20 protein-coding genes, 1 tRNA gene and 1 riboswitch are annotated in these 24,175 nt (G+C 59.8%); of the genes, 10 read left to right on the forward strand and 11 right to left on the reverse strand.

The window, feature by feature from the left end; genetic code table 11:
- Positions 1-171: 171 nt before the first annotated feature.
- Positions 172-429, forward strand: coding sequence for an antitoxin (locus H5P17_RS10835; RefSeq protein ID WP_182822834.1), 258 nt, complete (start codon positions 172-174; stop codon positions 427-429).
- Entirely contained in the window at positions 430-762 is a 333-nt protein-coding gene (locus H5P17_RS10840; RefSeq protein ID WP_044552383.1) for a type II toxin-antitoxin system PemK/MazF family toxin, read from the forward strand.
- 70 nt (positions 763-832) lie between these two features.
- Here H5P17_RS10840 and H5P17_RS10845 read toward each other — a convergent pair.
- Positions 833-908: transfer RNA gene (locus H5P17_RS10845), tRNA-Asn, on the reverse strand.
- Positions 909-1,256: 348 nt separating this feature from the next.
- Here H5P17_RS10845 and nac point away from each other — a divergent pair.
- Positions 1,257-2,180: a nitrogen assimilation transcriptional regulator NAC gene (gene nac, locus H5P17_RS10850; RefSeq protein ID WP_182822836.1), complete on the forward strand. Its 924-nt coding sequence runs from the start codon at positions 1,257-1,259 to the stop codon at positions 2,178-2,180.
- 1 nt (position 2,181) lies between these two features.
- On the opposite strand, the gene H5P17_RS10855 is transcribed toward nac, so the two are convergent.
- Positions 2,182-3,639 carry a heavy metal sensor histidine kinase gene (locus H5P17_RS10855; RefSeq protein ID WP_182822974.1) on the reverse strand — a complete coding sequence of 486 codons (1,458 nt, stop codon included), beginning with the start codon at positions 3,637-3,639 and terminating at the stop codon, positions 2,182-2,184.
- Positions 3,636-4,343 (reverse strand): heavy metal response regulator transcription factor, encoded by a 708-nt coding sequence (locus H5P17_RS10860; RefSeq protein WP_044552367.1) that lies wholly within the window; start codon positions 4,341-4,343, stop codon positions 3,636-3,638. Before H5P17_RS10860 ends, H5P17_RS10855 begins: the two co-directional genes overlap by 4 nt.
- A gap of 288 nt (positions 4,344-4,631) precedes the next feature.
- Between H5P17_RS10860 and H5P17_RS10865 the strand changes: the two genes are divergently transcribed.
- From H5P17_RS10865 to H5P17_RS10875, 3 genes are read left to right on the forward strand one after another with little or no spacing between them, the layout of a single operon-like run.
- Positions 4,632-5,834: an efflux RND transporter periplasmic adaptor subunit gene (locus H5P17_RS10865; RefSeq protein ID WP_182822838.1), complete on the forward strand. Its 1,203-nt coding sequence runs from the start codon at positions 4,632-4,634 to the stop codon at positions 5,832-5,834.
- On the forward strand, positions 5,827-9,000 hold the full coding sequence (locus H5P17_RS10870) for an efflux RND transporter permease subunit (protein ID WP_182822840.1): 3,174 nt from the start codon (positions 5,827-5,829) through the stop codon (positions 8,998-9,000). The genes H5P17_RS10865 and H5P17_RS10870 overlap by 8 nt, the downstream gene beginning before the upstream one ends.
- Complete coding sequence (locus H5P17_RS10875) at positions 8,997-10,400, forward strand: efflux transporter outer membrane subunit (RefSeq protein WP_182822842.1); 1,404 nt, start codon at positions 8,997-8,999, stop codon at positions 10,398-10,400. Before H5P17_RS10870 ends, H5P17_RS10875 begins: the two co-directional genes overlap by 4 nt.
- A gap of 47 nt (positions 10,401-10,447) precedes the next feature.
- Here the strand turns inward: H5P17_RS10875 and H5P17_RS10880 are convergent, their stop codons facing one another.
- The 3 genes from H5P17_RS10880 to opgB all read right to left on the reverse strand — a co-directional run bounded on the left by H5P17_RS10880 (position 10,448) and on the right by opgB (position 15,413).
- Positions 10,448-11,365 carry a bestrophin family protein gene (locus tag H5P17_RS10880; RefSeq protein WP_182822844.1) on the reverse strand — a complete coding sequence of 306 codons (918 nt, stop codon included), beginning with the start codon at positions 11,363-11,365 and terminating at the stop codon, positions 10,448-10,450.
- Between the two features lie 119 nt (positions 11,366-11,484).
- The gene (locus H5P17_RS10885; protein WP_182822846.1) at positions 11,485-12,945 is read right to left on the reverse strand and encodes an AMP nucleosidase; all 1,461 of its coding nucleotides are present in this window, start codon (positions 12,943-12,945) and stop codon (positions 11,485-11,487) included.
- Between the two features lie 164 nt (positions 12,946-13,109).
- Positions 13,110-15,413 carry a phosphatidylglycerol--membrane-oligosaccharide glycerophosphotransferase gene (gene opgB, locus H5P17_RS10890; RefSeq protein WP_182822848.1) on the reverse strand — a complete coding sequence of 768 codons (2,304 nt, stop codon included), beginning with the start codon at positions 15,411-15,413 and terminating at the stop codon, positions 13,110-13,112.
- 290 nt (positions 15,414-15,703) lie between these two features.
- On the opposite strand from opgB, the gene H5P17_RS10895 reads away from it, so the two are divergent.
- Positions 15,704-16,435 carry an ABC transporter substrate-binding protein gene (locus tag H5P17_RS10895; RefSeq protein ID WP_182822849.1) on the forward strand — a complete coding sequence of 244 codons (732 nt, stop codon included), beginning with the start codon at positions 15,704-15,706 and terminating at the stop codon, positions 16,433-16,435.
- A gap of 53 nt (positions 16,436-16,488) precedes the next feature.
- Here the strand turns inward: H5P17_RS10895 and H5P17_RS10900 are convergent, their stop codons facing one another.
- From H5P17_RS10900 to H5P17_RS10915, 4 genes are read right to left on the reverse strand one after another with little or no spacing between them, the layout of a single operon-like run.
- Positions 16,489-17,424 carry an ABC transporter substrate-binding protein gene (locus H5P17_RS10900; RefSeq protein ID WP_182822851.1) on the reverse strand — a complete coding sequence of 312 codons (936 nt, stop codon included), beginning with the start codon at positions 17,422-17,424 and terminating at the stop codon, positions 16,489-16,491.
- A gap of 28 nt (positions 17,425-17,452) precedes the next feature.
- Positions 17,453-18,220, reverse strand: coding sequence for an ABC transporter permease (locus H5P17_RS10905; RefSeq protein ID WP_182822853.1), 768 nt, complete (start codon positions 18,218-18,220; stop codon positions 17,453-17,455).
- On the reverse strand, positions 18,217-18,972 hold the full coding sequence (locus H5P17_RS10910; RefSeq protein ID WP_182822856.1) for an ABC transporter ATP-binding protein: 756 nt from the start codon (positions 18,970-18,972) through the stop codon (positions 18,217-18,219). The genes H5P17_RS10905 and H5P17_RS10910 overlap by 4 nt, the downstream gene beginning before the upstream one ends.
- Positions 18,969-19,649 (reverse strand): TenA family protein, encoded by a 681-nt coding sequence (locus H5P17_RS10915; protein WP_044552345.1) that lies wholly within the window; start codon positions 19,647-19,649, stop codon positions 18,969-18,971. The genes H5P17_RS10910 and H5P17_RS10915 overlap by 4 nt, the downstream gene beginning before the upstream one ends.
- A gap of 65 nt (positions 19,650-19,714) precedes the next feature.
- A riboswitch (TPP riboswitch) is annotated at positions 19,715-19,817 on the reverse strand.
- 158 nt (positions 19,818-19,975) lie between these two features.
- On the opposite strand from H5P17_RS10915, the gene H5P17_RS10920 reads away from it, so the two are divergent.
- From H5P17_RS10920 to gap, 3 genes are all read left to right on the forward strand, one after another.
- Complete coding sequence (locus tag H5P17_RS10920) at positions 19,976-20,998, forward strand: LLM class flavin-dependent oxidoreductase (protein ID WP_044552343.1); 1,023 nt, start codon at positions 19,976-19,978, stop codon at positions 20,996-20,998.
- 67 nt (positions 20,999-21,065) lie between these two features.
- The gene (locus tag H5P17_RS10925) at positions 21,066-22,040 is read left to right on the forward strand and encodes a GlxA family transcriptional regulator (RefSeq protein ID WP_182822858.1); all 975 of its coding nucleotides are present in this window, start codon (positions 21,066-21,068) and stop codon (positions 22,038-22,040) included.
- Between the two features lie 78 nt (positions 22,041-22,118).
- On the forward strand, positions 22,119-23,129 hold the full coding sequence (gene gap / locus H5P17_RS10930; RefSeq protein WP_182822860.1) for a type I glyceraldehyde-3-phosphate dehydrogenase: 1,011 nt from the start codon (positions 22,119-22,121) through the stop codon (positions 23,127-23,129).
- Positions 23,130-23,366: 237 nt separating this feature from the next.
- Here the strand turns inward: gap and H5P17_RS10935 are convergent, their stop codons facing one another.
- A complete protein-coding gene (locus tag H5P17_RS10935; protein WP_044552335.1) occupies positions 23,367-24,155 on the reverse strand; it encodes an inositol monophosphatase family protein in 789 nt (262 codons plus the stop codon).
- Positions 24,156-24,175 lie beyond the last annotated feature (20 nt).

Below are 24,175 nucleotides of genomic sequence, written 5' to 3' on the forward strand. Positions count from 1 at the left end.
GAATCTGCGCCGCATTTTGTTTATCCGATTTGTCATAATCCTTTGAGCCGTAAGAATAGTTTTCTATCGTACGCCTCGTTACGTTAAGGAAAATGCCCTATGAATCTGACTAAAAATCGTGCACCACCCGCCGTTGATGTTATATTAAAATATAATATCCGGAGGTGCTTTATGTATACAACTCGCCTGAAAAAGGTTGGCGGATCCGTCATGCTGGCGGTTCCTCCTGCCGTGCTGAAAACGCTGGCGCTGTCGGCGGACAGTGAGGTTGGCATGACCATTGATAATGGCTGCCTGATTATTGAACCCCAGAAACGGCCCCGCTATTCGCTTGAGGAACTGCTGGCGCAGTGCGACCCGCATGCTGAAATAAGCGAGGAAGATCGGGAATGGATTGATGCGCCGGCTGTGGGTAAGGAGATCCTGTAAATGGACAGAGGCGAAATCTGGCTCGTTTCACTTGATCCGACTGCCGGGCATGAGCAAAGCGGAAGCCGACCGGTCCTCATCGTATCGAAGGCATCGTTTAACAAGTTCACCCGGTTACCCGTTATTGTTCCTGTGACCAGCGGCGGAAACTTTGCCCGCATGGCGGGGTTTACCGTATCACTGGATGGCGCAGGGACGAAAACAACGGGTGTTATTCGTTGCGACCAGCCCAGAACCATTGATATGGGGGCTCGTAGCGGCAAACGACTGGAACGTATACCTGACAGTATCATGAACGAGGTGCTGGGCAGGCTGGAAGCTATTCTGACCTGAAGTTTTTAATTAAATAGAAAACCAAAAGCAAAACGCCCGCTTAAGTTTCCTTAAGCGGGCGTCTTTAATATGGCTCCTCTGACTGGACTCGAACCAGTGACATACGGATTAACAGTCCGCCGTTCTACCGACTGAACTACAGAGGAATCGTGTGAACGGGGCGAATAATAGCGGGGTGGTGCGGGCTTGTAAAGCCTGAAAATGCCTTGCCGTTTCGTTTGCTGCAAGATTATTCAACCTGCTGCTTTTTATGGCTTTTATTGATGCTCTGCTGCGCAATGGATCAGGGGCGGCCACGGGCTGTGCTCCGCGTGCTTCACGCTGGTGCAAACCTTCTCCGTTCTGAGTCTTCCAATGCTGGGGGGCTATCGACCGCCAGCATCATTTTTTCTTATTTTTCCGGCAATTAGTTAACGGTTTCTCTTATTTCGTCGCTCTGGCCCGGATCTTGCTGCCGCTTTGTCAACGCAGTTCAGCGGCATGACGGAGGCAATATGAATTTCAGACGTCTGAAGTATTTCGTGAAAATCGTTGATATCGGCAGCCTGACCCAGGCGGCGGAGGTGCTGCATATCGCCCAGCCGGCGCTCAGCCAGCAGTTGGCCACCCTGGAAGGGGAGCTGAAACAGCAACTGCTGATCCGCACCAAGCGCGGCGTGATGCCGACCGAGGCCGGAAACATCCTGTATGCCCATGCCCAGACCATTTTGCGCCAGTGCGAACAGGCACAGAGCGCGGTCAACAGCGCCGGGCAGGCGATGAGCGGTCAGGTGTCCGTCGGGCTGGCGCCGGGCAGCCTGGCGTCGCAGTTGGCGCTGCCGCTGCTGCAGGCGGTGCGGGATCAGCATCCGGGTATCTTACTCAGTCTGAATGAGAACATCGGCTCTACGCTCGCCGGACAGGTTGCCGGCCAAAGCCTGGATATGGCGGTGATCTACGGTGCCAAAATGCCTGCGGGCCTTCAGGCCACCTCGCTGATGCGAGAAAATCTCTATCTGGTGGCGACGCGTGCGGTGCCGAATCCCGGCAACAGCGTTGATCTGCTGGACGTTGCGCGCCTGAATCTGTTCCTGCCGCGCGAAGGTGATGTGGTACGAACTCAGGTGGATGAAGCCATGGCGGTGCGCAAGCTGGCCGCCAATGTGATTGGCGAAATCGAGTCCTCCGGCACCTTGAGCGCGGCCATCGCCAGCGGTCTGGGGGCCACCATTTTACCCGAGTCGGTGGCGCGGGCGATGATAGGGCCTGCCAAGGCCTGGATGGCTCGAATCAATGTACCGTCGCTTAGCGTGCCGCTGTCGCTGTGCATCTCCGCCGAGCACTCCCTGTCGGCGCCGGCGTTGGCCGTGAAAGATATCCTGCTGTCGATCGCCGCCAGCCGCAGTCAGGAAAAACGCGTGTTGGCGTTGGTACAATAAATCACGACAGGCTTTCCCGCTTGATCTCGGCGATGGCGGGGGCCGCCGCTAGCGGTTTTGGCGCCGGTGGCGTTGGGTTTTCCTCTGGCTGCGACAGCGCCAGTGAGAAACCGAAGGTGTTGATGCCATCGAGACTGTGGACGAAGGCTTCCCCCTGGTGCATGAGCGCGATGGCGCGTACGATAGACAACCCCAGCCCGTGGTGCATGTCGCTGCGAACGCGCGAAGAGTCGACGCGATAGAAGCGTTCAAACAGTCGGCTCAGGTGCTCGGGGGCGATGGTTTCGCCCTGGTTGGCGACGGCGACGACGGCAAATCCCCGCTGCTCCTGCAGCAGTACCGAAACGGCGCTGCCCGCGACGGCGTGGCGCGCACTGTTTTCAAGCAGGTTAGCCAGCGCACGATGGAACAGCCGCCGATCGACCTGCGCCCGCACCTCTCCGGAAATCTCAATGGTCAAATCGTTTTCCATAAACGAAGGTTCGACATATTCCGCCGTTTTCAGAGATTCTTCCCGCAGCGACACTTCGCTCAGTTGGGTGGCGTATTGCCCGGCCTGAGCGTGGGACAGGAACAGCATGTCGTTGACGATGGAGGTCATGCGTTCCAGCTCTTCCAGGTTCGACTGCAGCAGTTCTTCCAGTTCCTGAACGCTGCGTTCGCGAGCCAGCGCCAACTGGGTTTGACCAATCAGATTGGTGAGCGGGGTGCGCAACTCATGCGCCACGTCGGCGTTAAAGCTCTCCAACTGCCGCCAGGCCACTTCCTGGCGCGCCAGTACGCCATTGAAAGACTCCGCCAGGTTGCGCAGTTCCGCCGGTAAGGTGGCGCTGTCCAGCCGCTGGCCGGTAGTGCCGGGCACCAGACGGTGCGCCTGTTCACTGAGATTGAGCACCGGCCGCATACCGAAGCGCGATATGGCGTAGCCCAGCAGGGCCGCCAGCCCAATCCCCAGCAGCGAAATCACCACCAGCGCCTGGGTGAACTCTCTCAGCGTGCCCATATAGGGGGCAGAATCAATTGCGACCACATAGCGCACCTCTGGGCGAGCTCCCAGCGGCGGCAGCGTCGCGATCAGCATATACAACGGGCAATCGCCATCAGGATTGGCGGCAGTGGCGAAACCGTCCGGCAGTTTTGACCAGCGGGTACCCGGCGGGGGAGCACCGCCGAAGCGGTAGCGCGGATCCTCGCTGATCACCCAATATTTCACCTGGTTGCCTTCGCTGTTGGACAGGGTATTGAGTTTTTGTTGCACCATTGGCCAGTCGCGCGCGGTCCCTTTGGCTTCGATATAGGGGGAGATTAGCGAATGGCGAAAGTGCAGCTCGTTGTGCATCTGGTTTTGCAACGAGGTCAGCAGTGAACTGCGCAGAAACAGCGCCAGTACCAGCATGATCAGCGCCATGGTCAGCGCGAACATCAATGCCATACGGCTGGAAATGGAAATTTTCATCAGGCGGTTATCCGTGGCGCATCGCGATGCTGCGGACGATTTTCCAGCACGTAGCCCATGCCACGCACCGTGTGCAGCAGCTTTTGCGGGTAGGGGGAGTCGATTTTGGCGCGCAGTCGCTTAATCGCCACTTCCACCACGTTGGCGTCGCTGTCGAAGTTCATGTCCCAAACCTGCTCGGCGATCATCATTTTGGACAGTATTTCCCCCTGATGACGCGCCAACAGGCTGAGCAGGGCAAATTCTTTGGCGGTCAGATCGATACGCTCCCCGCCACGGGTCACTCGCCGTGCCAGCAGATCCACGTGCAGATCGTCGATTTGCAGTTGGGTGACGTCAATGCCGTCGCTGGTACGGCGGCGCAGTAACGCCTGGATGCGGGCAACCAATTCAATCAGCGAGAACGGCTTGGGCAGATAATCATCCGCCCCGTGGCGCAGGCCCTTGACGCGTTCATCAACCGAACCACGGGCAGACAGCATCAACACCGGCGTTTGTTTGCTGGCGCGCAGGCCCTCCAATACCGCATAGCCGTCTTTGCCCGGCAGCATCACATCCAGGATCACCGCGTCATAGTCCTGTTGCACCGCCAGGTGCAAGCCCTCAATGCCGTCGCCGGCGACGTCTACGGTGTAGCCCAGTTCGCTCAGTGCGCGGTTAACGTAGGACGAGGTTTTCTCTTCGTCCTCAACCAACAGTAATCGCATGGCCACTCCCGTCATTATCACCTGATGATTAATTAATCATGAAACCCGCCACCTTGCCACAAGACATCATGTTCAGTGATGAGTTTATGACAGCCATGCGGTCGTGAAGCTGACGGCTGGCTGACATTCTTGTCAGCTAACGCCGCCGCCAGACAAAAAACACGTTAACTGACACGAATGTTATCTGCGGGTCACGTTGAGGTCAGTTTGCCGCTCGTACAGTAACCTTTGGCCGCTTTGTGGCGCGCCGCGCAACCCTTGACCCAGCACCTAAAAGGATACGGACTCATGAGCCTCAAAATCGCCTCTCTTGCTGTCGGCGTGGTGGTGGTCGCTACTTCGCTTTCCCTGTGGCTGGTGGTGGCCGCACGCGATACGCCCCCTGCTGCACCGCCGCCACCGCCACGGGTCGGGGTGGTAACGCTGAAAAGCGAACCTATACCCCTGACCAGTGAGCTGCCGGGACGGGTTGCCGCCTTTCGCAATGCGGAAGTGCGGCCACAGGTCGGGGGCATAGTGCAAAAGCGCCTGTTTACCGAAGGGGAAGAGGTCAAGGCCCAGCAACCGCTTTACCAAATCGACCCTGGGCTGTTTCAGGCGGAATACGATCGCAGCAATGCGGCCTTGGCGCGAACGCGGGCGCAGCTGCGTACCGCCGCGTTGTTGATTCAACGTTACCGGCCGCTGGCAGAGAGCCGGGCCATCAGTCGTCAGGTGTATGACGACGCCGTTGCCGCCCATCAGCAGGCGGTGGCCGACGTGCAGTCCGCGGAGGCGCAGTTGGAAACGGCACGTATCAATCTGGTTTATACCCGGGTGCTGTCACCCATAGACGGCATTATCGGACGTTCGCTGGTGACCGAAGGGGCGCTGGTGACGGCGCAGCAGGCCGAGGCGGTGGCGGCGGTGCAGCAGATAGATCCGATTTATGTGGACGTGACCCAGTCCAGCGTCCAACTTTTGCGGTTGAGAAATGCGCTGGAAAGCGGCGCGGTTGCGCAGGCCGACGGCCCGCAGTCTGCGGCGGTTACCCTGACGCTGGAAGACGGCTCACGCTATGCCCACGGCGGCAAATTGCAATTTTCAGAAATCACGGTGGATCGTTCCACCGGTTCGGTAGTGTTGCGGGCGGTATTCCCCAATCCGGAACGCAAGCTGCTGCCGGGCATGTTTGTGCGAGCCCGGTTGTTAGAGGGCATGGCGGCGCAAGGGGGGTTGCTGGTGCCGCAGCGAGGCATTACCCGCAATCCGCGCGGTGAGGCTACCGCCCTGGTGGTGAACGTGGCGGGCAAGGTTGAGCTGCGCGAACTGACCACCGAACGGGCGATGGGGGACAGTTGGCTGGTGTCGACCGGGCTGGCGGCGGGCGATCGGGTGATTGTCGAAGGCTTGCAGCAGGCCAGCCCCGGCGCACAGGTCAATGCGGTGGAGTGGGCTCCGGCTGCCACCACGCTGTTAAGCAGCACTCGCAAGGAGCCGGCGCATGGCTAAATTCTTTATCGAGCGCCCGGTGTTTGCCTGGGTGCTGGCCATCATCATGATGCTGTGCGGCCTGCTGTCGATTGCCAATCTGCCGGTGGCGCAGTACCCAAGCATCGCACCGCCCACCGTCAGCATTCAGGTCAACTATCCTGGTGCCTCGGCGAAGACGGTGCAGGATACGGTGGTGCAGGTGATTGAACAGCAGATGAACGGTCTCGACAATCTGCAATACATCTCTTCCGAAAGTAATTCCGACGGCAGCATGAGCATTGCGTTGACCTTTGCGCAGGGCACCGATGCCGACACCGCTCAGGTACAGGTACAAAACAAGCTGGCGCTGGCACAGCCGCTGTTGCCGCTGGAGGTACAGCAGCAGGGGATCCGTGTCACCAAGTCCACCGCCAACTTTATGATGGTGATGGCGTTTGTCTCGACGAATGGCAGCATGACCCGGCAAGATCTGGCGGATTATGTCGCCTCCTATGTCCAGGATCCGATCAGCCGCACCAACGGCGTTGGGGACTTCCAATTGTTCGGTGCGCCTTATGCGATGCGCATCTGGCTGGATCCTGCTGCGCTGGTGAACTACAGCCTGACCGCCACTGACGTCAGCAATGCAATTCAGGAACAGAACGTTGAGGTTTCATCCGGTCAGTTGGGGGGACAACCGGCGTTGCCCGGCCAGGAACTGAATGCCACGGTGATTGGCCCCTCACGCTTGCAGACCCCGGAGGAGTTCGGCCAAATCCTGCTGAAAACCGATCCTGACGGTTCGCGGGTTCGCCTGGCCGACGTGGCGCGCATTGAGCTGGGCGCGCAGAACTACGCGATTGATAGCTACTACAACGGCAATGCGGCGGTGGGGCTGGGCGTACGTCTGGCAACCGGTGCCAATGCGTTGCAAACCGCGCAGGCGGTGCGTGCCACGCTGGCGGAGCTGAAACCCTTCTTCCCGCCGGGAATGGAAGCCGTGGACGCCTATGACACCATTCCGTTTATCAGTCTGTCGATTGAAAACGTGGTGCGTACGCTGGTGGAGGCGGTTGTGCTGGTGTTTGCGGTGATGTACCTGTTTTTGCAGAACTTCCGCGCGACGCTGATCCCGACCCTGGCGGTGCCGGTAGTGCTGCTGGGGACCTTTGGCGTGCTGGCGGCCTTCGGTTACTCGATCAATACGTTGACCATGTTTGGTATGGTGCTGGCGATTGGCCTGCTGGTGGATGACGCCATCGTGGTGGTGGAAAACGTCGAGCGGCTGATGCACGAAGAGGGCCTGTCGCCGAAGCAGGCGACCCGTAAATCGATGGACCAAATCACCGGCGCCTTGATAGGCATCGCCATGGTGCTGTCGGCGGTATTTGTGCCGATGGCGTTTTTTGGCGGGTCGACCGGCGTGATCTACCGGCAGTTCTCCATCACCATTGTCTCTTCGATGGTGCTGTCGGTGATGGTGGCGGTGGTGTTTACCCCGGCGCTGTGCGCTACGCTGCTCAAGCCGGTAAAGCCGGGGGAGCATGCCGCACGCAAAGGCTTCTTTGGCTGGTTTAACCGCCGCGTCGAGTGGGCCAACCGCAGTTACGCGGCTTCGGTAATGCGCGGTCTGGGCCGCCCGCGCCGGCTGATGCTGATTTATCTGGTGATTGCCATTGCTACCGGCTGGCTGTTTACCCGCATTCCGACCTCGTTCCTGCCGCAGGAAGATCAGGGCATGTTGTTCGCGCAGGTGCAGGCACCGGCCGGAGCCACCGCAGAACGGACGCAGGCCACCTTGCGCGGTGCCACGGAGTACCTGTTGAAAATGGAGAAGGACAGCGTGCGTTCGGTGTTCGCCATCTCCGGGTTTAACTTCGGCGGGCGTGGGCAGAACGTCGGCACCCTGTTCATTCGCCTGCATGACTGGGACCAAAGACCGGATGCCTCGCAAAAGGCCGACGCGGTCGCCGCTCGCCTCAACGCCATGTTCGCACGTGACTTTCGCGATACCCGTATCTTTGTGGTTTCGCCCCCGGCCGTGCGCGAGTTGGGCAACGTGGCGGGCTTTAACTTCCAACTGATGGATCGCGGCGGTATTGGGCATCAGCAACTGCTGGCGGCGCGCGACAGGTTCCTCGCCGCTGCCCGGCAGAGCCCGGTGTTGAACAACGTGCGTGCCAACGGTCTGGAGGATGCTCCCCAGTATGAACTGCTGATCGACCGTGAAAAGGCGCGGGCGCTCAGCGTGCCGATCACGGAAATTAACCGCACGCTGTCGCTGGCCTGGGGCTCGGGTTATGTGAACGACTTTATCGATCGCGGTCGGGTGAAGCGTGTTTATGTACAGGGAGATGCCTCGTCGCGCATGCTGCCACAGGATCTTGATCAGTGGTTTGTGCGTAACGACAACGGCGATATGGTGCCGTTCTCCGCCTTTGCCACCGCCGAATGGACCTACGGCGCACAAAAGCTCAATCGGTACAACGGCGCACCCTCGTTTAACCTGCAGGGCGAACCGGCGGCGGGTTTCAGCTCCGGCGACGCGATGGCGGAAATGGAACGCATTGCCGCCACCATGCCGCCTGGCGTGGGCTACGACTGGACCGGACTGTCGTTTGAAGAACGGTTGTCCGGCGCCCAGGCACCGGCACTCTATGCAATTTCACTGCTGGTGGTGTTTCTGTGTCTGGCGGCGCTGTATGAAAGCTGGAGCGTTCCCAGCGCGGTGATGCTGGTGGTGCCGCTCGGGGTGATTGGCGCGGTGGTGGCCACGTTGCTGCGTGGGCTGGCCAACGACGTTTATTTCCAGGTGGGGTTGCTGACCACCGTTGGGCTGGCGGCCAAAAACGCCATTCTGATCGTGGAGTTCGCCAAGGCGCACTTCGAAGCCGGAGCCAGTCCGGTGGAGGCGGCGGTGCAGGCCGCCAGGCAGCGGCTGCGGCCGATCCTGATGACTTCGCTGGCGTTTATTCTCGGCGTGGTGCCGCTGGTCATTGCCAGCGGGGCGGGCTCCGGCAGTCAGAATGCCATCGGCACCGGAGTGATCGGCGGCATGCTGACCAGCACCTTCCTGGCCATTTTCTTCGTACCGGCGTTCTTCGTCATCATGCTGCGGCTGTTTCGGGTCAAGCGGCTCAGCGAACGCCGCCGGGTGGAGGATGAAGCGGAGCTAAGCGCTCCGGCACCGGGAGCCGAGCCATGATAAAACTTTTGGCTATCATGCTGACCACCGCCACCCTGACGGGCTGTTCGTTGACGCCGGACTATCAGCGCCCTGATGCGCCGGTAGCACCGACGTATCCGGATTATGGCGTCGTGCAGGTCGACGGAGTGACAGCGGCTATCGGCTGGCGTGAATTTTACCGCGATCCGCTGCTGCAAACGCTGATTACGCAAGCGCTGGCGAATAACCGTGACTTGCGCATTGCGGCGTTGAACGTGGAGGCGGCTCGCGCCAGCTACCGCATTCAACGGGCGGATACGCTGCCCACCCTGGCGGCGCAGGGCAGTGGCTCGGTACAGCGTACGCCGGGCAGTCTGTCCACCGGCGGGCAGTCTGCGGTGGGGCGCAGCTATCAGGTCGGGGGGGCGCTGTCGTGGGAGCTGGATCTGTTCGGGCGCCTTCGCAGCCTTAACCAGCAGGCGTTGGAATTGTATCTGGCACAGGATGAAACCCGGGCCGCCGCGCAACTGGCGCTGATCGCCGAAACCGCCAACGCTTATCTTACGCTGCGTGCCGATAGCGAACTTCTGGCGCTGGCGCAGGAAACGCTGAGCTCACAGCAGGCGGCCTTTGGGCTGGTAGAACAAAGCTTCCGGCTCGGTGTGGCGACCGAACTGGATCGCAGCCAGGCGGAAGTTGGGGTACGGACGGCGCAGCGCGATTTGGCCCAGTATCGGCGTCAGGTTCGTCAGGACAACAATGCCCTGACGCTGTTGGTTGGGCAGCCGTTGGGCACGGAGACGAGCGCGCGTCTGGCGCAGGCCAACACCTTGCCGGACGACCTGTTGCCGGAAACCATCCCGGCCGGGCTGCCGGCAGATTTGCTGACCCGGCGGCCGGATATCCGAGCGGCAGAGCATCAGCTGCGCGCCGCCAATGCCAATATCGGCGCGGCGCGGGCGGCGTTCTTTCCGTCCCTCAGCCTGACCGGTTTCGGCGGCACGGCCAGCGCCGGCCTGGACGGTTTATTTTCTGCCGGTTCCGGCGCCTGGAGTTTTGCGCCGCAGCTCTCGCTGCCTATCTTCTCCGGCGGCTCTTTGCGTGCGGGGTTGGATTTGGCGGAGGTGCAAAAACGCATCGAGGTGGCGCGTTATGAGCAGGCGATACAGCAAGGGTTTCGCGAAACCGCCGATGCGCTGGCCGGTCGCGACACGCTGGATGAGCAAATCCGGGCGCAAACGCAGTTGGTGGCGGCCAATCAACGCGCTTACAGCCTGTCGCAGCAGCGTTTTCAGCAGGGCGTGGATAACTACCTGAACGTGCTGGATTCCCAGCGTTCCCTGTACGCGTCGCAACAGGTGTTGGTGGATACGCGGCTGGCGCGATTGACCAATCTCGTCGATCTTTACCGTGCGTTGGGCGGAGGATGGCGGGAGTAACGGTTTTGGCAACAGGCGCGGGGTTCACCGCGCCTGAAGGGCCTGAGTTAACTGAGCTGGTAACGGCTGTCCGGCTGTGCGGCCGCCGGCAAATCTGTTTCGTCGTTCATTTCGCGCAGGTTGATCTCAATGGCGTTGCACATGGCATTGAGCGGCAGGTCATTGGCGGCGGTGCCGAACGGATCTTCCAATTCTTCCGCCAGCGAGTCCAGCGAGATGAAGGTGTAGGAGATAAACACCGACACCAGCGGCGTCATGTAATGCAGATCCGGCACCAGCGCGAAAGGCAGCAGGGTGCAGAACAGGTAGACCGTACGATGAACGATCAGGCTGTAGGCAAAGGGGATCGGCGTATTGGCGATGCGTTCGCAGCCACCGAGGACCTCCGACAGCCGGTTGAGATTTTGGTCGATGCTGTGAAACAGCATGTCCGACAGCTGTGCCGATTGTCGTTTTTCGCCCAGCCATTGGCCCATCATCAACAGCAGCCGGTTGCAGGGGGACATGCTGTTTTCTATCGCTCGCAAATCGACGTTGGGCAGCAGCCGTTGCAGGTCGGCGCTGCTATCGGTGCCGCGCAGCTGGTGTTTCAGACAGTAACTGAAGGCGATCAGCAGGGCGGCAAACTCGCGCGCCGCCTGATCCTGCTGCGGCAGCAGGCTTTTTATCTGACGCAGCAGCGAGCGCTGAACGATCAGCAGGCTGCCCCACAGCAACCGGGCTTCGGTGAAGCGCGCATAGCTGACGCTGTTGCGAAAACCGAGGAAGATAGCGATCGCTACCCCCAGCAGGCTGAAAGGCGCCAGGGTCAGTTTGACACCCAGATGTTCGTACCACTGGAAGCACAGCACGGCGACGATGGACATCGCCACGTTGAGGCTGAGGCGAAACAGAATTTTGGATAGCACCGAACCGTGCCAGACGAAGAGCCGCCTGAACCAGTGTTGCTGAGGTCTGACAATCATATGTGTGCTGATGACTGGGGAATGAGAGCCGCTGTTGTAACAGATTTGCGGTCGGTACATCAACGTTCTGAGTATGAAAAGTTAAAAAGCCCGCCGAAGCGGGCCCAAAGTCTTCGCCATCAGCGGAACGGCGGCTCGTTAAAGGTGCGCAACTTGCGCGAATGCAGGCGATCGCCCTCGGCGCGCAGCAGGTCGATAGCGCAGATACCGATCTGCAAGTGTTCCGAAATCGCCCCTTCATAAAAGCGGTTGGCCTGGCCGGGCAGCTTGATTTCACCGTGCAGCGGTTTGTCGGACACGCACAGCAGTGTGCCGTAAGGCACCCGGAAACGGTACCCCTGAGCGGCGATGGTGGCGCTTTCCATATCCACCGCGACGGCGCGGCTGAGGTTGAATCGCAGCGCCGAAGCGGAATAGCGCAGCTCCCAGTTGCGATCGTCGGTGGTGACCACGGTGCCGGTGCGCAGGCGTTGTTTTACCTCTTCGCCGGGCATGCCGCTGACCATTTTGGTGGCGTCATACAGCGCACGCTGTACTTCGGCAATGCTGGGGATCGGGATATCCGGCGGCAGTACCGAGTCCAGCACGTGATCGTCACGCAGGTAGGCGTGCGCCAGCACGTAGTCGCCAATCGACTGGCTTTCGCGCAGGCCGCCGCAGTGGCCGATCATCAGCCAGGCGCTGGGGCGCAGCACCGCCAGATGGTCGCAGATGGTTTTGGCGTTAGAGGGGCCGACGCCGATATTGATCAGCGTGATGCCCTGGCCGGTGCGCGAGATCAGGTGGTAGGCCGGCATCTGGTGATTTTTCCAGGCCAGGTCGGAGACCGCCTGATCCGGTGCGGTGGTTTCCGGCGTGATATAGATGCCGCCGGCGCTCGACAGCGCAATATAAGGGCTGGCCGGGTCGGCTATTTCGGCGCAGGCCCAGCGGACAAACTCATCCACATAGCGGGTGTAATTGGTGAACAGCACGAAGGGCTGAAAATGCTCCACCGGGGTGCCGGTGTAGTGCCGCAACCGCGCCAGCGAAAAGTCGGCGCGCAGGGCGTCGAAGTGCGAAAGCGGGAAGGTGCTGGTGGCGTGAAACAGGCCATCGGCGGTCTCGTCGCCAATTTGCGCCAGCTCGGTGGTGGGGAAATGCTGCGCCAGGCTGGCGCTCATCGACCGATCCAGCATCAGGTTTGAACCGTCGATCACGTAAGGGAAAGGAATTTCCTGCTGTGACGGCCGCACTTCAATATGCGCATCGTACTCCCCGGCCAGCATGGTCAACTGCTCGGTCAGATAATGGCGGAACAGGTGCGGGCGGGTGATGGTGGTGGTGTAGCAACCGGTGTGGGTGAAGCGGCCATAGGCGCGGGTTTTGGTTTGACCGGGCGATTTTCCATCCCAACTGACGCGCAGCTCAGGGTAAACAAATAGCCCTGCCGCGCGGATCTGCGCGTCGGGCAGACCACCGTGGCTGATAAAGTCACCGACCGCCTGGCGTAGCGCCTCAACCGAGGCGACATACAGCGCTTCCAGTTGTTCGACTGCCTGAGCGGGGGTGAGGCCGGTGCCGGATTGCTGACTGCTCATACTTTCTCCTTGGTTCTCCCGGCTATGCGGCGGGGAGGCATACGGATGCCGATGTCAATTCACAGCAACAGGTTAGCCGAAGATGGGCGCAAAAGCTTTGGAGAAACGGCAGGGGGCGAATAAATTCGCCCCGAATAACGCGGACGCCGCATGCAGCGCCATGATCAGGAGGCGGGGGCAGCCTGCTCCACTTTCAGCGAGACCAGGCCAATACCCAGTTTCTTCGGCACAAAACCGCCGCTGGCGGCTTCTTGTGGCTCCGTGGGGGCCGGAGGCGTGATGCTGATGTTTCTGGCGCCGGCAGGGTTGTCGAAGCGCAGCGTCACGGTGGTGTCCTGTTCGCTGAGCGTCACAAACTGTTCCTGACTGCCTACGCGTACCGAGATAGGTTCGCCGACGTTTTTACCGTAGGCGCGGGCACGCAGAACCAGATCGAATGCAGATGGCAGCGGATCGACGTAATCAATATTCACCGTCGGCGCCAGGTTGGCGTCTGACCAACGGCCCCAGTCCTCGACGCTGGAAACGCCGGTGATCGCCTTCACCTGTTCCGGCATGCCCGGCAGCATAAAGGCGATGGCGTCCGCGTGATATTTAACGGCGGCGTCATCCACTTTCAGTTTGTCGACGGCGCTTTGGTAAGCGGCAATGCTATCGTCTGGCCGGCTGTTAAAGTCTATTTTGCCGCGATAGCTGCCCCCTTTGGCCTGCACGATGTGCGGAGGGGCGGCCAGGCTGCCCGACGCGACGCAGGTGTCGGTGCTTAACGCCAGTTCTGGCGACCACACCCGACCGATTTCATAACACTTGTCGACCCAGACGAATTTCTCGCCTGCGCCCAGCCCGGCAAGCTGTTTTTTAAGCGGCGTGGACAGGTAGACGTTAAACATCGGCTCAATTTTGTTGTCCGTCACCTTCAGAATAAACGGCACCTTAAAGGTGATGCCGGAGAAGGTAAAGCGGTTGCCCCGATCGTCGAGACTGTAGTTTGTGATGCTGTTCGGGAAGCCCCACTGTTTCACCACCGCTGGCTTCCAGGCGTTGATTTTTTCGTCGATGTTCAAGAACAAAGTCGCCAACGTCGGGCTGGACAGGCTGCTTCGGCCGAGGCCAATGTAGTTATCGCCGCCCATCACGTCCAGCACGGTGGCGCCGTTGTCCAGGGTGCTGCGCTTCTCATTATGCAGCGCGGTCTGCGGGCGGGTGCCGTCGATAATAAAGAACAGGTTGCGGCGTTTCTGCCTGGTCAGGATGTCATAGGCGGTATTGTTCATCGCCAGGTGGTCCGAAGACACCACGATAACGGTATTTTTGAAGTACTCGGACGCCTTGATTTTGTCGATCAGCGCGGCGATATGCTGTTGACTGCAGGCCACTGCGCTCAGCGAACGGTTTTCTTTATTCTGCCAACGGAACGACTTTTTGCTGCAGCTGGCGGAGATAAAACCGTCCGGATGATGGGTGTCCACGGTCAAGGCAAACAGCGAGAACTTTTTGTTCTGCTTCGACAACTCGACAAACTTGTCGAACACCACGTCCAGCACGGTATCGTCGTACCAGCCCCAGTCATTTTTGTAGCCGGGGTCGCTGACCTGGTCGCGCAGTTCCTTAAAACCGTAGGCATGGTCAAAGCCGTGCGATTTCAGGAAGGTATCTTTGCCGGCGAAGGCCAGCTCGGCACCCTGATAGAAGTAGTTGTCGTAACCGGCGGATTTCAGTACGTCGCCCAGGCAGACGTTTTCCGGGTAAAAGGTGGATACGGCGCTGGAGGCGTTGCCGTCAAAGGGCGCAAACAGCGGGATACCGCACTGCGAAGACACCATTCCGGCAATGGTGTAACCGGTGCCGGGCAGCTGTTGGGTATTGCTGAAGTCGATGCTGTTCTCGCGGTGCTGGTTCAGTTCGTCGGCCAGGCCGGGGAAGGTCTGCTGATCGAAATAGGTTCTCTCCAGGCTTTCGGCATAGATATACACCAGGTTCGGCGCTTTGCCCTGTACGGTTTTCTTCGGCGCTTTGTAATAGGTGTCAAAGTCGGCGGTATCGCCGCTGATTTGGCTTTTAACCAGCAGCGAAATGTCCTGAAAGGCCGGGGTGGTGCCGACGGAAAACAGCGCCAGCAGCACGGCGACCAGGCTGTAAACCACGCTGCTGCTTTTGGCTTTGCGCCGCACCAGACTCCAGGTCAATACGGTGAAGATCAACGCCAGCACCGCCAGCAGGCCGACAAACGGCAGCAGGTATTTGCCGACGCCGGCGCCCTTCAGGCTGCTGGTGAGGGTGTAGATCACCGCATCGGTAATGCCGTCACCGGTAAAGTAGTTGCTGGCGATCAGCACCACGTTGAGGATCAGGTAGCTGCCCAGCAGCGTCAGCAGGGTGGCCAGCCACCAGCGGTTGGCGGCGGCCCGGGTCCGGTAGATTAAAATTGAGGCTAAAAAAAGTGCAAACGAGATTAATGCTGAAACCATCCACCGTACCCTGTCTGGTTAAAAAGAAATCTTAACTGCCCTGGCAAACGCCGCCGACCCCAGCACGACGCGAAAGAGGAAGGGTATAGCGCATTGAAAGCGCCAGGGTCAATGCGTGTTTGCGTTGCCCAGGCGCGGCAGAGTGCGAACGGTCGTTTTTGTGACAATAGTGTGACATGAATCACGCCGATGAGGTGAAAAGCGGCTGAATGTTGCTCATCCGACGTTTGGCTCTAGCCTTAATGGAGAGCGTCAACGAAACACCTTCACCCTTTGTTCAGGAGAAAACCATGCAGAGCATTCCCGCCGCCGTACTCGCTGATTTGGCCCCGCAGGGGATGCTGCGGGCGGCCATCAATCTGGGCAATCCGGTGTTGGCGCAGAAGGGGCCAGACGGCGAACCTCAGGGGGTTTCCGTGACGCTGGCCCGCGCATTGGCCCGCGAGTTGGGCGTGGCGCTGGAGTTGGTGACCTATGATGCCGCAGGCAAGGTTTTTGCCACGTTGGAAACCGGAGACTGGAATATCGCCTTTATGGCCATCGAACCGGTGAGGGCGGCACAAATTGCGTTCAGTGCGCCTTATGCGATCATTGAGGGGACCTATCTGGTGGCCCAGGCGTCTCCCTGGCAGCAGGTTGCCGAACTCGACCGGTCCGAGGTGCGCATTGCCGTAGGCCAGGGAGCGGCTTACGATCTGTACCTGTCGCGCACCTTGAAGCATGCGCAACTGGTGCGTGCCGATACCTCCGCCGACGCGATAGCTTTGTTTCTCGAACAGGGGTTGGATGCGGCCGCAGGCGTGCGTCAGCCGTTGCTGGCCGCCGCGGCGGAAAATCCGGGGTATCGGGTGCTGGCTGGGCATTTCACCGCTATCCAGCAGGCGATGGCGGTTCCGCGACAAAAAGCGTCGGGGGCGGACTATGTACGTGATTTTGTGGAGCGGTGCAAGGCAAGTGGCCTGGTGCTGCAGGCTTTGCAACGCAGCGGTCAGGGGGATGTTACCGTCGCGCCTTCTGCCTGAGGGGGGAATGGCAGGGGCGCTGCATACTGCGCCCCCGATAAAGCGAACAACGTTTAATGCAGCTCCACCGCGTACTGTTCCACCGGGGTGATTTTCTTGATCAGCTTGTTGTCGAACAGGAACTGTTCGTAAGCCTGGTAGCGGGCCTTGTCCAGCCTGGCCGGATCGGTTGCGAACAACGGCAGGCTGGCTTGCCAGGCCTGTTTGTTCAGCTCGGTATTGAGTTCCGGATGGGCTTTGGCGAACGCCAGCCAGCTTTCCTGTGGGTGGGCGTGCAGGTAGTCGCTGCCTTTTTTCAGCGCCACGAGGAATTTTTTGATTTTCGGCTCGGCCAGCGCGTCGCGGTTGGCGACGATAATCAGCTCGTCGTAGGTCGGCACGCCGTAGTCTTCCACGTTAAACACCACCGGATCTTTGCCCTGCAGTTTCAGCTCCAGCGCTTCAATATTGCGATATCCGCCGATCACCGCATCGACCTGGCCAGCCAGCAGGGCGCTGGTCAGCTGAAAGTTAACGTTGATCAGTTGGGTGTCCCTGGGGGTGAGCTTTTCATGTTCAAGCATGGTTGCCAGCGTAGCCTGTTCGATCCCGCTGACGGAATAACCGATTTTTTTGCCCTTCAGACCTGCCGGCGTGGTGATGCTTTTATCCAGCGTAATCACGGTATTGAGCGGCGAGTTGATCAGGGTGCCTACGCGTACCAGCGGCAGGCCCTGATCGGCAAAAAAGTGCAGCTGCGGCTGGTAGGTGATGGCCAAATCGGCCTGTTTTGCTGCTACCAGACGCGGCGGCAGAGCCGGATCGGAAGGAGGCACAATCTTGACGTCCAGCCCTTCGGCCTTGAAGGCCCCGATCTGCTCGGCCACCATGATGGGCGCGTGGTCGGGGTTGATATACCAGTCGAGCACCAGCGTCAGTTTTTCAGCGGCGGCGGCCTGGCCGGTCAAAGCGGCGCTGAGCAGCAGCGCGCCGACGGTTTTCTTAAGCATGGATATTCCCTTTGTCGTTGAAAGGCGATCAGTCATTTTCCGGCGCCCAGTCGATCAGGCGCAGCAGCAGCGCGTCCACCGTCACCCACAGCAAGACGGTCATCAGCACCAATATAAACAGCGCGGCAAAGCAGATGTCGGTCTGCATGCGCGCGTTGGCGTTAAGCATTACGTAACCCAGCCCTTCCGCCGAGCCAACCCATTCGCCGATGATGGCGCCGATAGGGGCGACGGCGGCGGCCATCCGCAGCCCGGAACCGAAGGCCGGTAGCGCAGCCATCAGCCGCACGTGGCGCAGTTGGGCCCAGGGAGAAGCTCGCAGGGTGCGGGCCAGATCGAGATAATCGTTATTGACCCGGCGCAGCCCATCGAAGAAGGCGGACGTGACCGGGAAGAAAATCACCAGCACCGCCATCACCACTTTGGCGCTCATGCCGAAGCCGAACCACAGCACCAACAGCGGCGCCAGAGCAAACACCGGTATCGCCTGGCTGGTCAGCACCAAGGGCATTAACCAGCGCTGCAAGCGCGGCGAAAAGATCATGCACAGCGCCAGCGAGGCACCGAGCAAAACCCCGGCCAGCAAACCGCAGGCGATCTCCGAGGCGGTGATCAGCGTGTGATAAGCGAGGTAAGCACGGTTGTCCCACAGCGCCTGTGCCACCGCCGAGGGGGAGGGCAACAGGAAGGCAGGGATATCGCCCAGCGTGACCAGCCCCCAGAGCAGCAACAGGCCGACGAACACCGTCAGGCTGCGACGCATCCGCGACAGACGGCTTTCAGGCAGGGTTTTCATCCGGCGGCCCTCACGAGTTGCAGCAGCAACTCGCTCTGGCTTTTCAACAACTGAGGATTGTCCGGCGCTCGTGGCGGTAAGCCCTCGATAACATGGCTGTCGTCCAGCCCCGCCGGATAACGGGACAGCACCAGCAGGCGGTGGCTGAGGCGGCAGGCCTCCATGGGGTCGTGAGTGATCAGCAGCACGGTATGCTGCGCCAGCAGTTCGGCGGCCAACTGCTGGATCATGGCGCGGGTAATGGTATCCAGCGCCGAGAAGGGTTCGTCCATCAACACAATCGGCTGACGTTCATACAGGGTGCGGGCAATAGCGGCACGTTGACGCATGCCGCCGGACAGCGCGGCGGGCAAGCTGCGGCCATAGCCGCTCAGCCCCACGCGTTCCAGCAAATGCTCCGCCCAGGCGCGGTCGACCTTTTCGCCGCGCAGCCGCGCGCCGAGGCTAATATTCTCGTCAATTGTCAGCCAGGGATAGAGCAGATCCTTTTGCCCCATATAGGCGATACGCCCGGCGATCGGCAGGCCATCGCTGCCGATAACCGTACCGGAAGTGGGTTTCGCCAGTCCGGCGATGATCTTCAGCAGGCTGGTTTTCCCCGCGCCGCTGGCGCCGAGCAGGGCAACGAAGCTGCCGCCGGCGATATCGAACTTCAGACCATCGAAAATCACCTGCTGACCAAAGCGCAGGGTCAGATCCCGTACCTGAATACCGGGCCGGGCGTTGCCGTGCTGCGTGTCGCCGAGGCTCATTGGGCATTCAACCCCATCTGCCAGAAGGCGGATTCCAGGCGGGTGGCGGTGGTGAAAATCGCCGACAGTTCGTTCAGACGGCTTGGGGCACCCCGCTGGAGGCCAACGTTTTCCAGCAGGTCGAGGGAGGCTTGTACGCCGCTCAGATACGCGGGATCACCATAGTTGCGGATCCACGAGGAATAGGGATTGCCTTCCATCACCGTGTTGGGATCGTTGAGCAGACGCAGGCCGATTTCGGCATAGCCAGCGACGCAGGGCATTAAGGCTACCAGCAGATCCAGAGCGTCCCCGGCGTGGCCGATATCGAGTACGTAGCGGGTGTAGTTCAGGGTTTCCGGCGCTTCGGGTTCGGCGGCTATCTGCGGTTCGCTCAGCCCCCAGTCGGCGCAATAGGCCAGGTGCAGGGGCAGTTCGGCGACAATGGCATTGAGCGAAGCGGTGGCAGCGCGCATTTCCGGCAGGGTGCGCAGTTTGCTGACCAGCAGGGCATAGGCTCGGGCAAAGTGGATCAGGAACAGATAATCCTGCGTCAGGTAGCGGCGAAACGCGGGTTCCGGCAGCGTACCGGCGGCCAGTTGCTGGATAAAGGGATGTGCCACATAGTCCTGCCAGTGGCCGCCGGCCTGTTGGCGCAGCTTTCCGTAAAGACCGTTTTCGAATAAGGGAGTAAACATGGGACCTCCAAAAGTGAGTGGAGATCCGGGCGTGCTGAGGTGAGGTATGAACAGGCAACCGCCGTGAGGGGATTGCCGACCGTCCCTTCGCTGGCATGACCCAGATCAGGTTCAAAGGGTTCGGCTTGCGCCATCTCAGCCCGTAACAGGACACCCCTCGGAGGAGCCTGTTATACGATATTTACTTTTTGATTACAATGCTCAGGCGATGCTTGGCCGCAGGGAAAAAGGATCCGTTTAGTGCGATCGGCCACGATATTTCTGGCCTGGAGGGGGGCATTTTTGTCACTGTAATCCGGTCATTAATGAATCTAAGGATCACCCCCATGAAGAAAATCGGATTCCTTTCTTTCGGCCACTGGACGCCTTCGTCGCAGTCGGGCACCCGTTCGGCGGCCGATGCGCTGCTGCAATCCATTGATCTTGCCGTGGCGGCAGAAGAACTGGGGGCGGATGGGGCTTATTTTCGCGTGCACCACTTTGCCCGCCAGCTTGCCTCGCCATTCCCGCTGTTGGCGGCCATCGGCGCCAAAACCCGACGTATCGAGATCGGCACCGGCGTGATCGACATGCGTTATGAAAATCCGCTTTATATGGTCGAAGATGCCTGCGCCGCCGACCTGATTTCCGGCGGGCGCTTGCAACTGGGCATCAGTCGCGGTTCTCCCGAACAGGTGATTGATGGCTGGCGTTATTTTGGCTATACGCCTGCCGAAGGCGAGACCGAAGCCGATATGGCGCGCCGTCATACCGACGTTTTGTTGGAAGCGCTGCGTGGTGAAGGCTTCGCCGAACCTAACCCGCAACCGATGTTCCCGAATCCACCGGGCCTGCTGCGGGTCGAGCCTTTCTCCGCCGGGCTGCGCGATCGCATCTGGTGGGGCGCCAGCTCGGACGCCACGGCGGTTTGGGCGGCGAAGCTGGGCATGAATCTGCAAAGTTCGACGCTGAAAAACGATGAAACCGGCGAACCTTTCCACGTGCAGCAGGCCAAGCAGATCCGCGCCTATCGCGCCGCCTGGAAGGACGCGGGCCATGTGCGTGAACCACGGGTGTCGGTCAGCCGCAGCATCTTTGCGCTGATGAACCAGCAGGATCGCAGCTATTTCGGCAACAGCGGTCAGGACAGCGATCAGGTGGGGTATATCGATCAGCAGACTCGTGCGGTATTCGGCCGTAGCTATGCTGCCGAGCCGGAGTTGTTGATCAAGCAGCTGGCGCAGGACGAAGCGATCGCCGAAGCCGATACCTTGCTGCTGACCGTGCCCAACCAGCTGGGCGTCGACTACAACGCCCACGTGATTGAGTCGATCCTGACTCATGTCGCGCCGGCGCTGGGCTGGCGCTGATGAGGGAAACGCTTCTCAAACCGGGAAGCGTTATTGACTTATCTTGTCGGTTTTGTATTTTAAGGACATGCATACATTTCTGATTATCGTCCCCGAAGGGGGCATGCTGTTCGAATCGGCGGGGATCGCCGACATCCTGATGCAGGCCAACCGCTTGCGGCCCGATGACGCGCCGCTCTACCAGATGGCGATAGTGACCACGCAAGCCCACCGGGTGGTGCATGGCTCATCCGGCTTGAATTTATTGGCCGATCATCGCCTGGCGGATCTCGACCCTGAGGTGGAACGCGATACCATCATCGTTACCGGCAAAGGTGCGACCGAGGATGAGAGCGCCTTTGTGGTGGATTGGCTCCGCCGTGCGGCCCCCAAGGCGCGGCGCGTGGCGTCCGTTTGCGGTGGCGCGATGCTGTTGGCCGAGGCCGGTTTGCTGGACGGCCGCCGGGCGACCACCCATTGGCGGCTGCTGGAAACCTTGCAGGCCCGCTTCCCCAAAGTGAAGGTCGAAAATGGGCCGATCTATGTGCAGGATGGTGCCGTTTGGACCTCTGGCGGCGTCAGCTCCGGGTTTGATCTCACTCTGGCGCTGGTGGAGGACGATTACGGTTTCGTGCAGGCCCGCGAAGTGGCGCAGGATCTGGTGATGTTTTTGCGCCGGCCTGGCGGGCAGGCGCAGTTCAGCCGTTATCCACTGAATCAGGCCAAAACACCGGGGCCTATCCGCGATCTGCAGAGCTGGATCCTGGAGAATCTGGCCGAGGATCTTTCCGTTGAGAAACTGGCCGAGCGGGTTGCCATGAGTCCGCGCAACTTTACGCGTGTGTTCACGCGCGAAACCGGCATTTCACCCGCCAAATTTGTCGAAGAAGGGCGCTTGTACATCGCCCGCCAGCGCCTGGAACAGAGTTCACAAGGCATTGAACAAATCGCCACCAGCAGCGGTTTCGGCAATGCGCTCAATCTGCGCCGCGTTTTCGAACGGCATCTGCAACTGACCCCAACCGAATACCGCGATCGCTTTCATTCACGCACTTTGGCGTAAATTGATCTACAAACGTCATTTACGACATGCTCCCCGCGGCTTAAATTTACACCAGAGCCAATAACGAAGGAGTAGATCATGGTCAAAGTAGGCATTAATGGATTCGGCAGAATCGGCAGGAATGTTTTGCGTGCTGCGTTAGGTCGCAGCGACTTTGAAGTTGTGGCGATCAATGATTTGACCGACAGTAAAACCCTGGCGCATCTGCTGAAATACGATTCGCTCTCGGGCCGGCTGGCGGCCAGCGTCGAAGCCGGTGAAAACCAGCTGCTGCTGGACGGCAGGCCAATTCATGTCTTCTCTGAAAGAGATCCGGGCGCCATTCCATGGAAAAGCGTGGGCGTTGACGTGGTGATCGAAGCGACCGGTTTTTTTGCCGATAAAGCCAAGGCAGAAGTCCATATCACCCGGGGCGGCGCCAAACGAGTAATCATCTCTGCGCCGGCTAAAGACGACGACATTACGATAGTGATGGGCGTTAACCAGGATCAGTACGATCCGGCCAAGCATCGCGTGGTCAGCAACGGCAGTTGTACCACCAACGGTTTGGCACCCGCCGCGCAGGTGCTGCATCAAGCCTTTGGCATTGAGTACGGCCTGATGAACACCACCCATGCTTACACCAACAGCCAGGCCCTGCACGATCAGCCGGAAAAAGATTTACGGGGTGCCCGTGCCGCTGCGGAGTCGATTGTGCCTTACTCCAGCGGCGCGGCGAAAGCGCTCGGCAAGGTGATCCCGAGCCTGGATGGCCGCCTGACCGGTTATTCGCTGCGGGTACCGGTGCCGGTAGTCTCTATCGTCGACCTGACGGTCACGCTGAAACGCGAAGTGACCGGCGAAGAGATCAACGCCGCTTTCCGTCAGGCTGCGGAGTCAGGGCCACTCAAGGGGATCCTTGGCTACAGCGATGAACCTTTGGTGTCGAGCGATTATAAAGGCGACCCGCGCTCGTCGATTATCGATGGGCTTTCAACGCTGGTGATCGGCGGCAAGTTGGTCAAGGTTCTTGCCTGGTATGACAACGAGTGGGGGTTCTCTAACCGCCTGGTCGACCTGGCGGTGCTGATGGAAAAACGCGGGTTGTAGGGGCCTCGCTGGCGAATATGTCCGTCCTTTCACTCAGGCAATAGCCCCCATCAGGGGCTATTGAGGTCGTTGACAAAGTGCTCTGTTGTTTAATGGTAGGGGCGCTGCATGCTGCGCCCAATAGCATAATCAATGGGTTAAATCGGGTCGAATATGTTCGACCCTTACCGGTTTAGCCTTTTCGAGTGTTTGTCAGTAGTCTGAATAGCCCCCTCCAGGGGGCTATTCAACGTCAATTCAGAGCTGTGCAATACGCATTAACTCTTCTTTGGCCCCAGGGGCCACCGCCAGCACCGGCCCGCCGCGCAGCAAATGTTCCCCGTCGGTATTGAACGGGTGGGTCCAGCCACCGGCTTCGTTCACCAGACAGTAACCCGCCAGACAGTCCCAGGCGTGCATGTAGGGTTCGTAATAGCCCACCAGCCGTCCTGCCGCCACCCAGGCCAACATCATGGCGCCGGAGCCGTTGCGGAAGAAACTGCCGCCCACGGCGGTGATTGCGGCGGCAATTTCACCGACGCGTTCCGGTTTAACATAGCTGTTGGCGCCAAAACCGGTGACGTGGTTTTGCAAGGTGCGCTTTGGATCCACCTGCAGCGTTTTGCCATTGAGGGTCGCACCCGCGCCGCGAGCGGCCTTAAAACACTCTTGCTGACAGGGGGCGACGATCACGCCGATTACCGGCTCGCCGTGATGGATAACGGCCACCGACACGCACCAGTTCGGCATGCCGTTAACGAATGGGCTGGTGCCGTCGATCGGATCCACTACCCAGGTGTAACCGGAATCGCCGGGTTGCAGGCCAAACTCCTCGCCCAGGAAACCGTCTTGCGGGAATTGGCGGGCGATGTGTTCGCGGATCAGCAGTTCAACCTCGCGATCGGCAATCGAAACCACGTCTTGCGCATCGCGTTTGGTTTCAATCACCAGGCTTTCGCGGCGATTAAAATAATCCAGCGCCTTGGCCCCGGCTTCGTGGGCTGCCTGTTCCGCCAGCGTCAGGCGCTGGGCAATCTGTTCGTTCATCTTCATTCCTTAACGTTGTT

The organism is Serratia sp. OS31 (genome assembly GCF_014164835.1).
In the GTDB taxonomy this organism is placed as follows: domain Bacteria; phylum Pseudomonadota; class Gammaproteobacteria; order Enterobacterales; family Enterobacteriaceae; genus Serratia; species Serratia liquefaciens_A.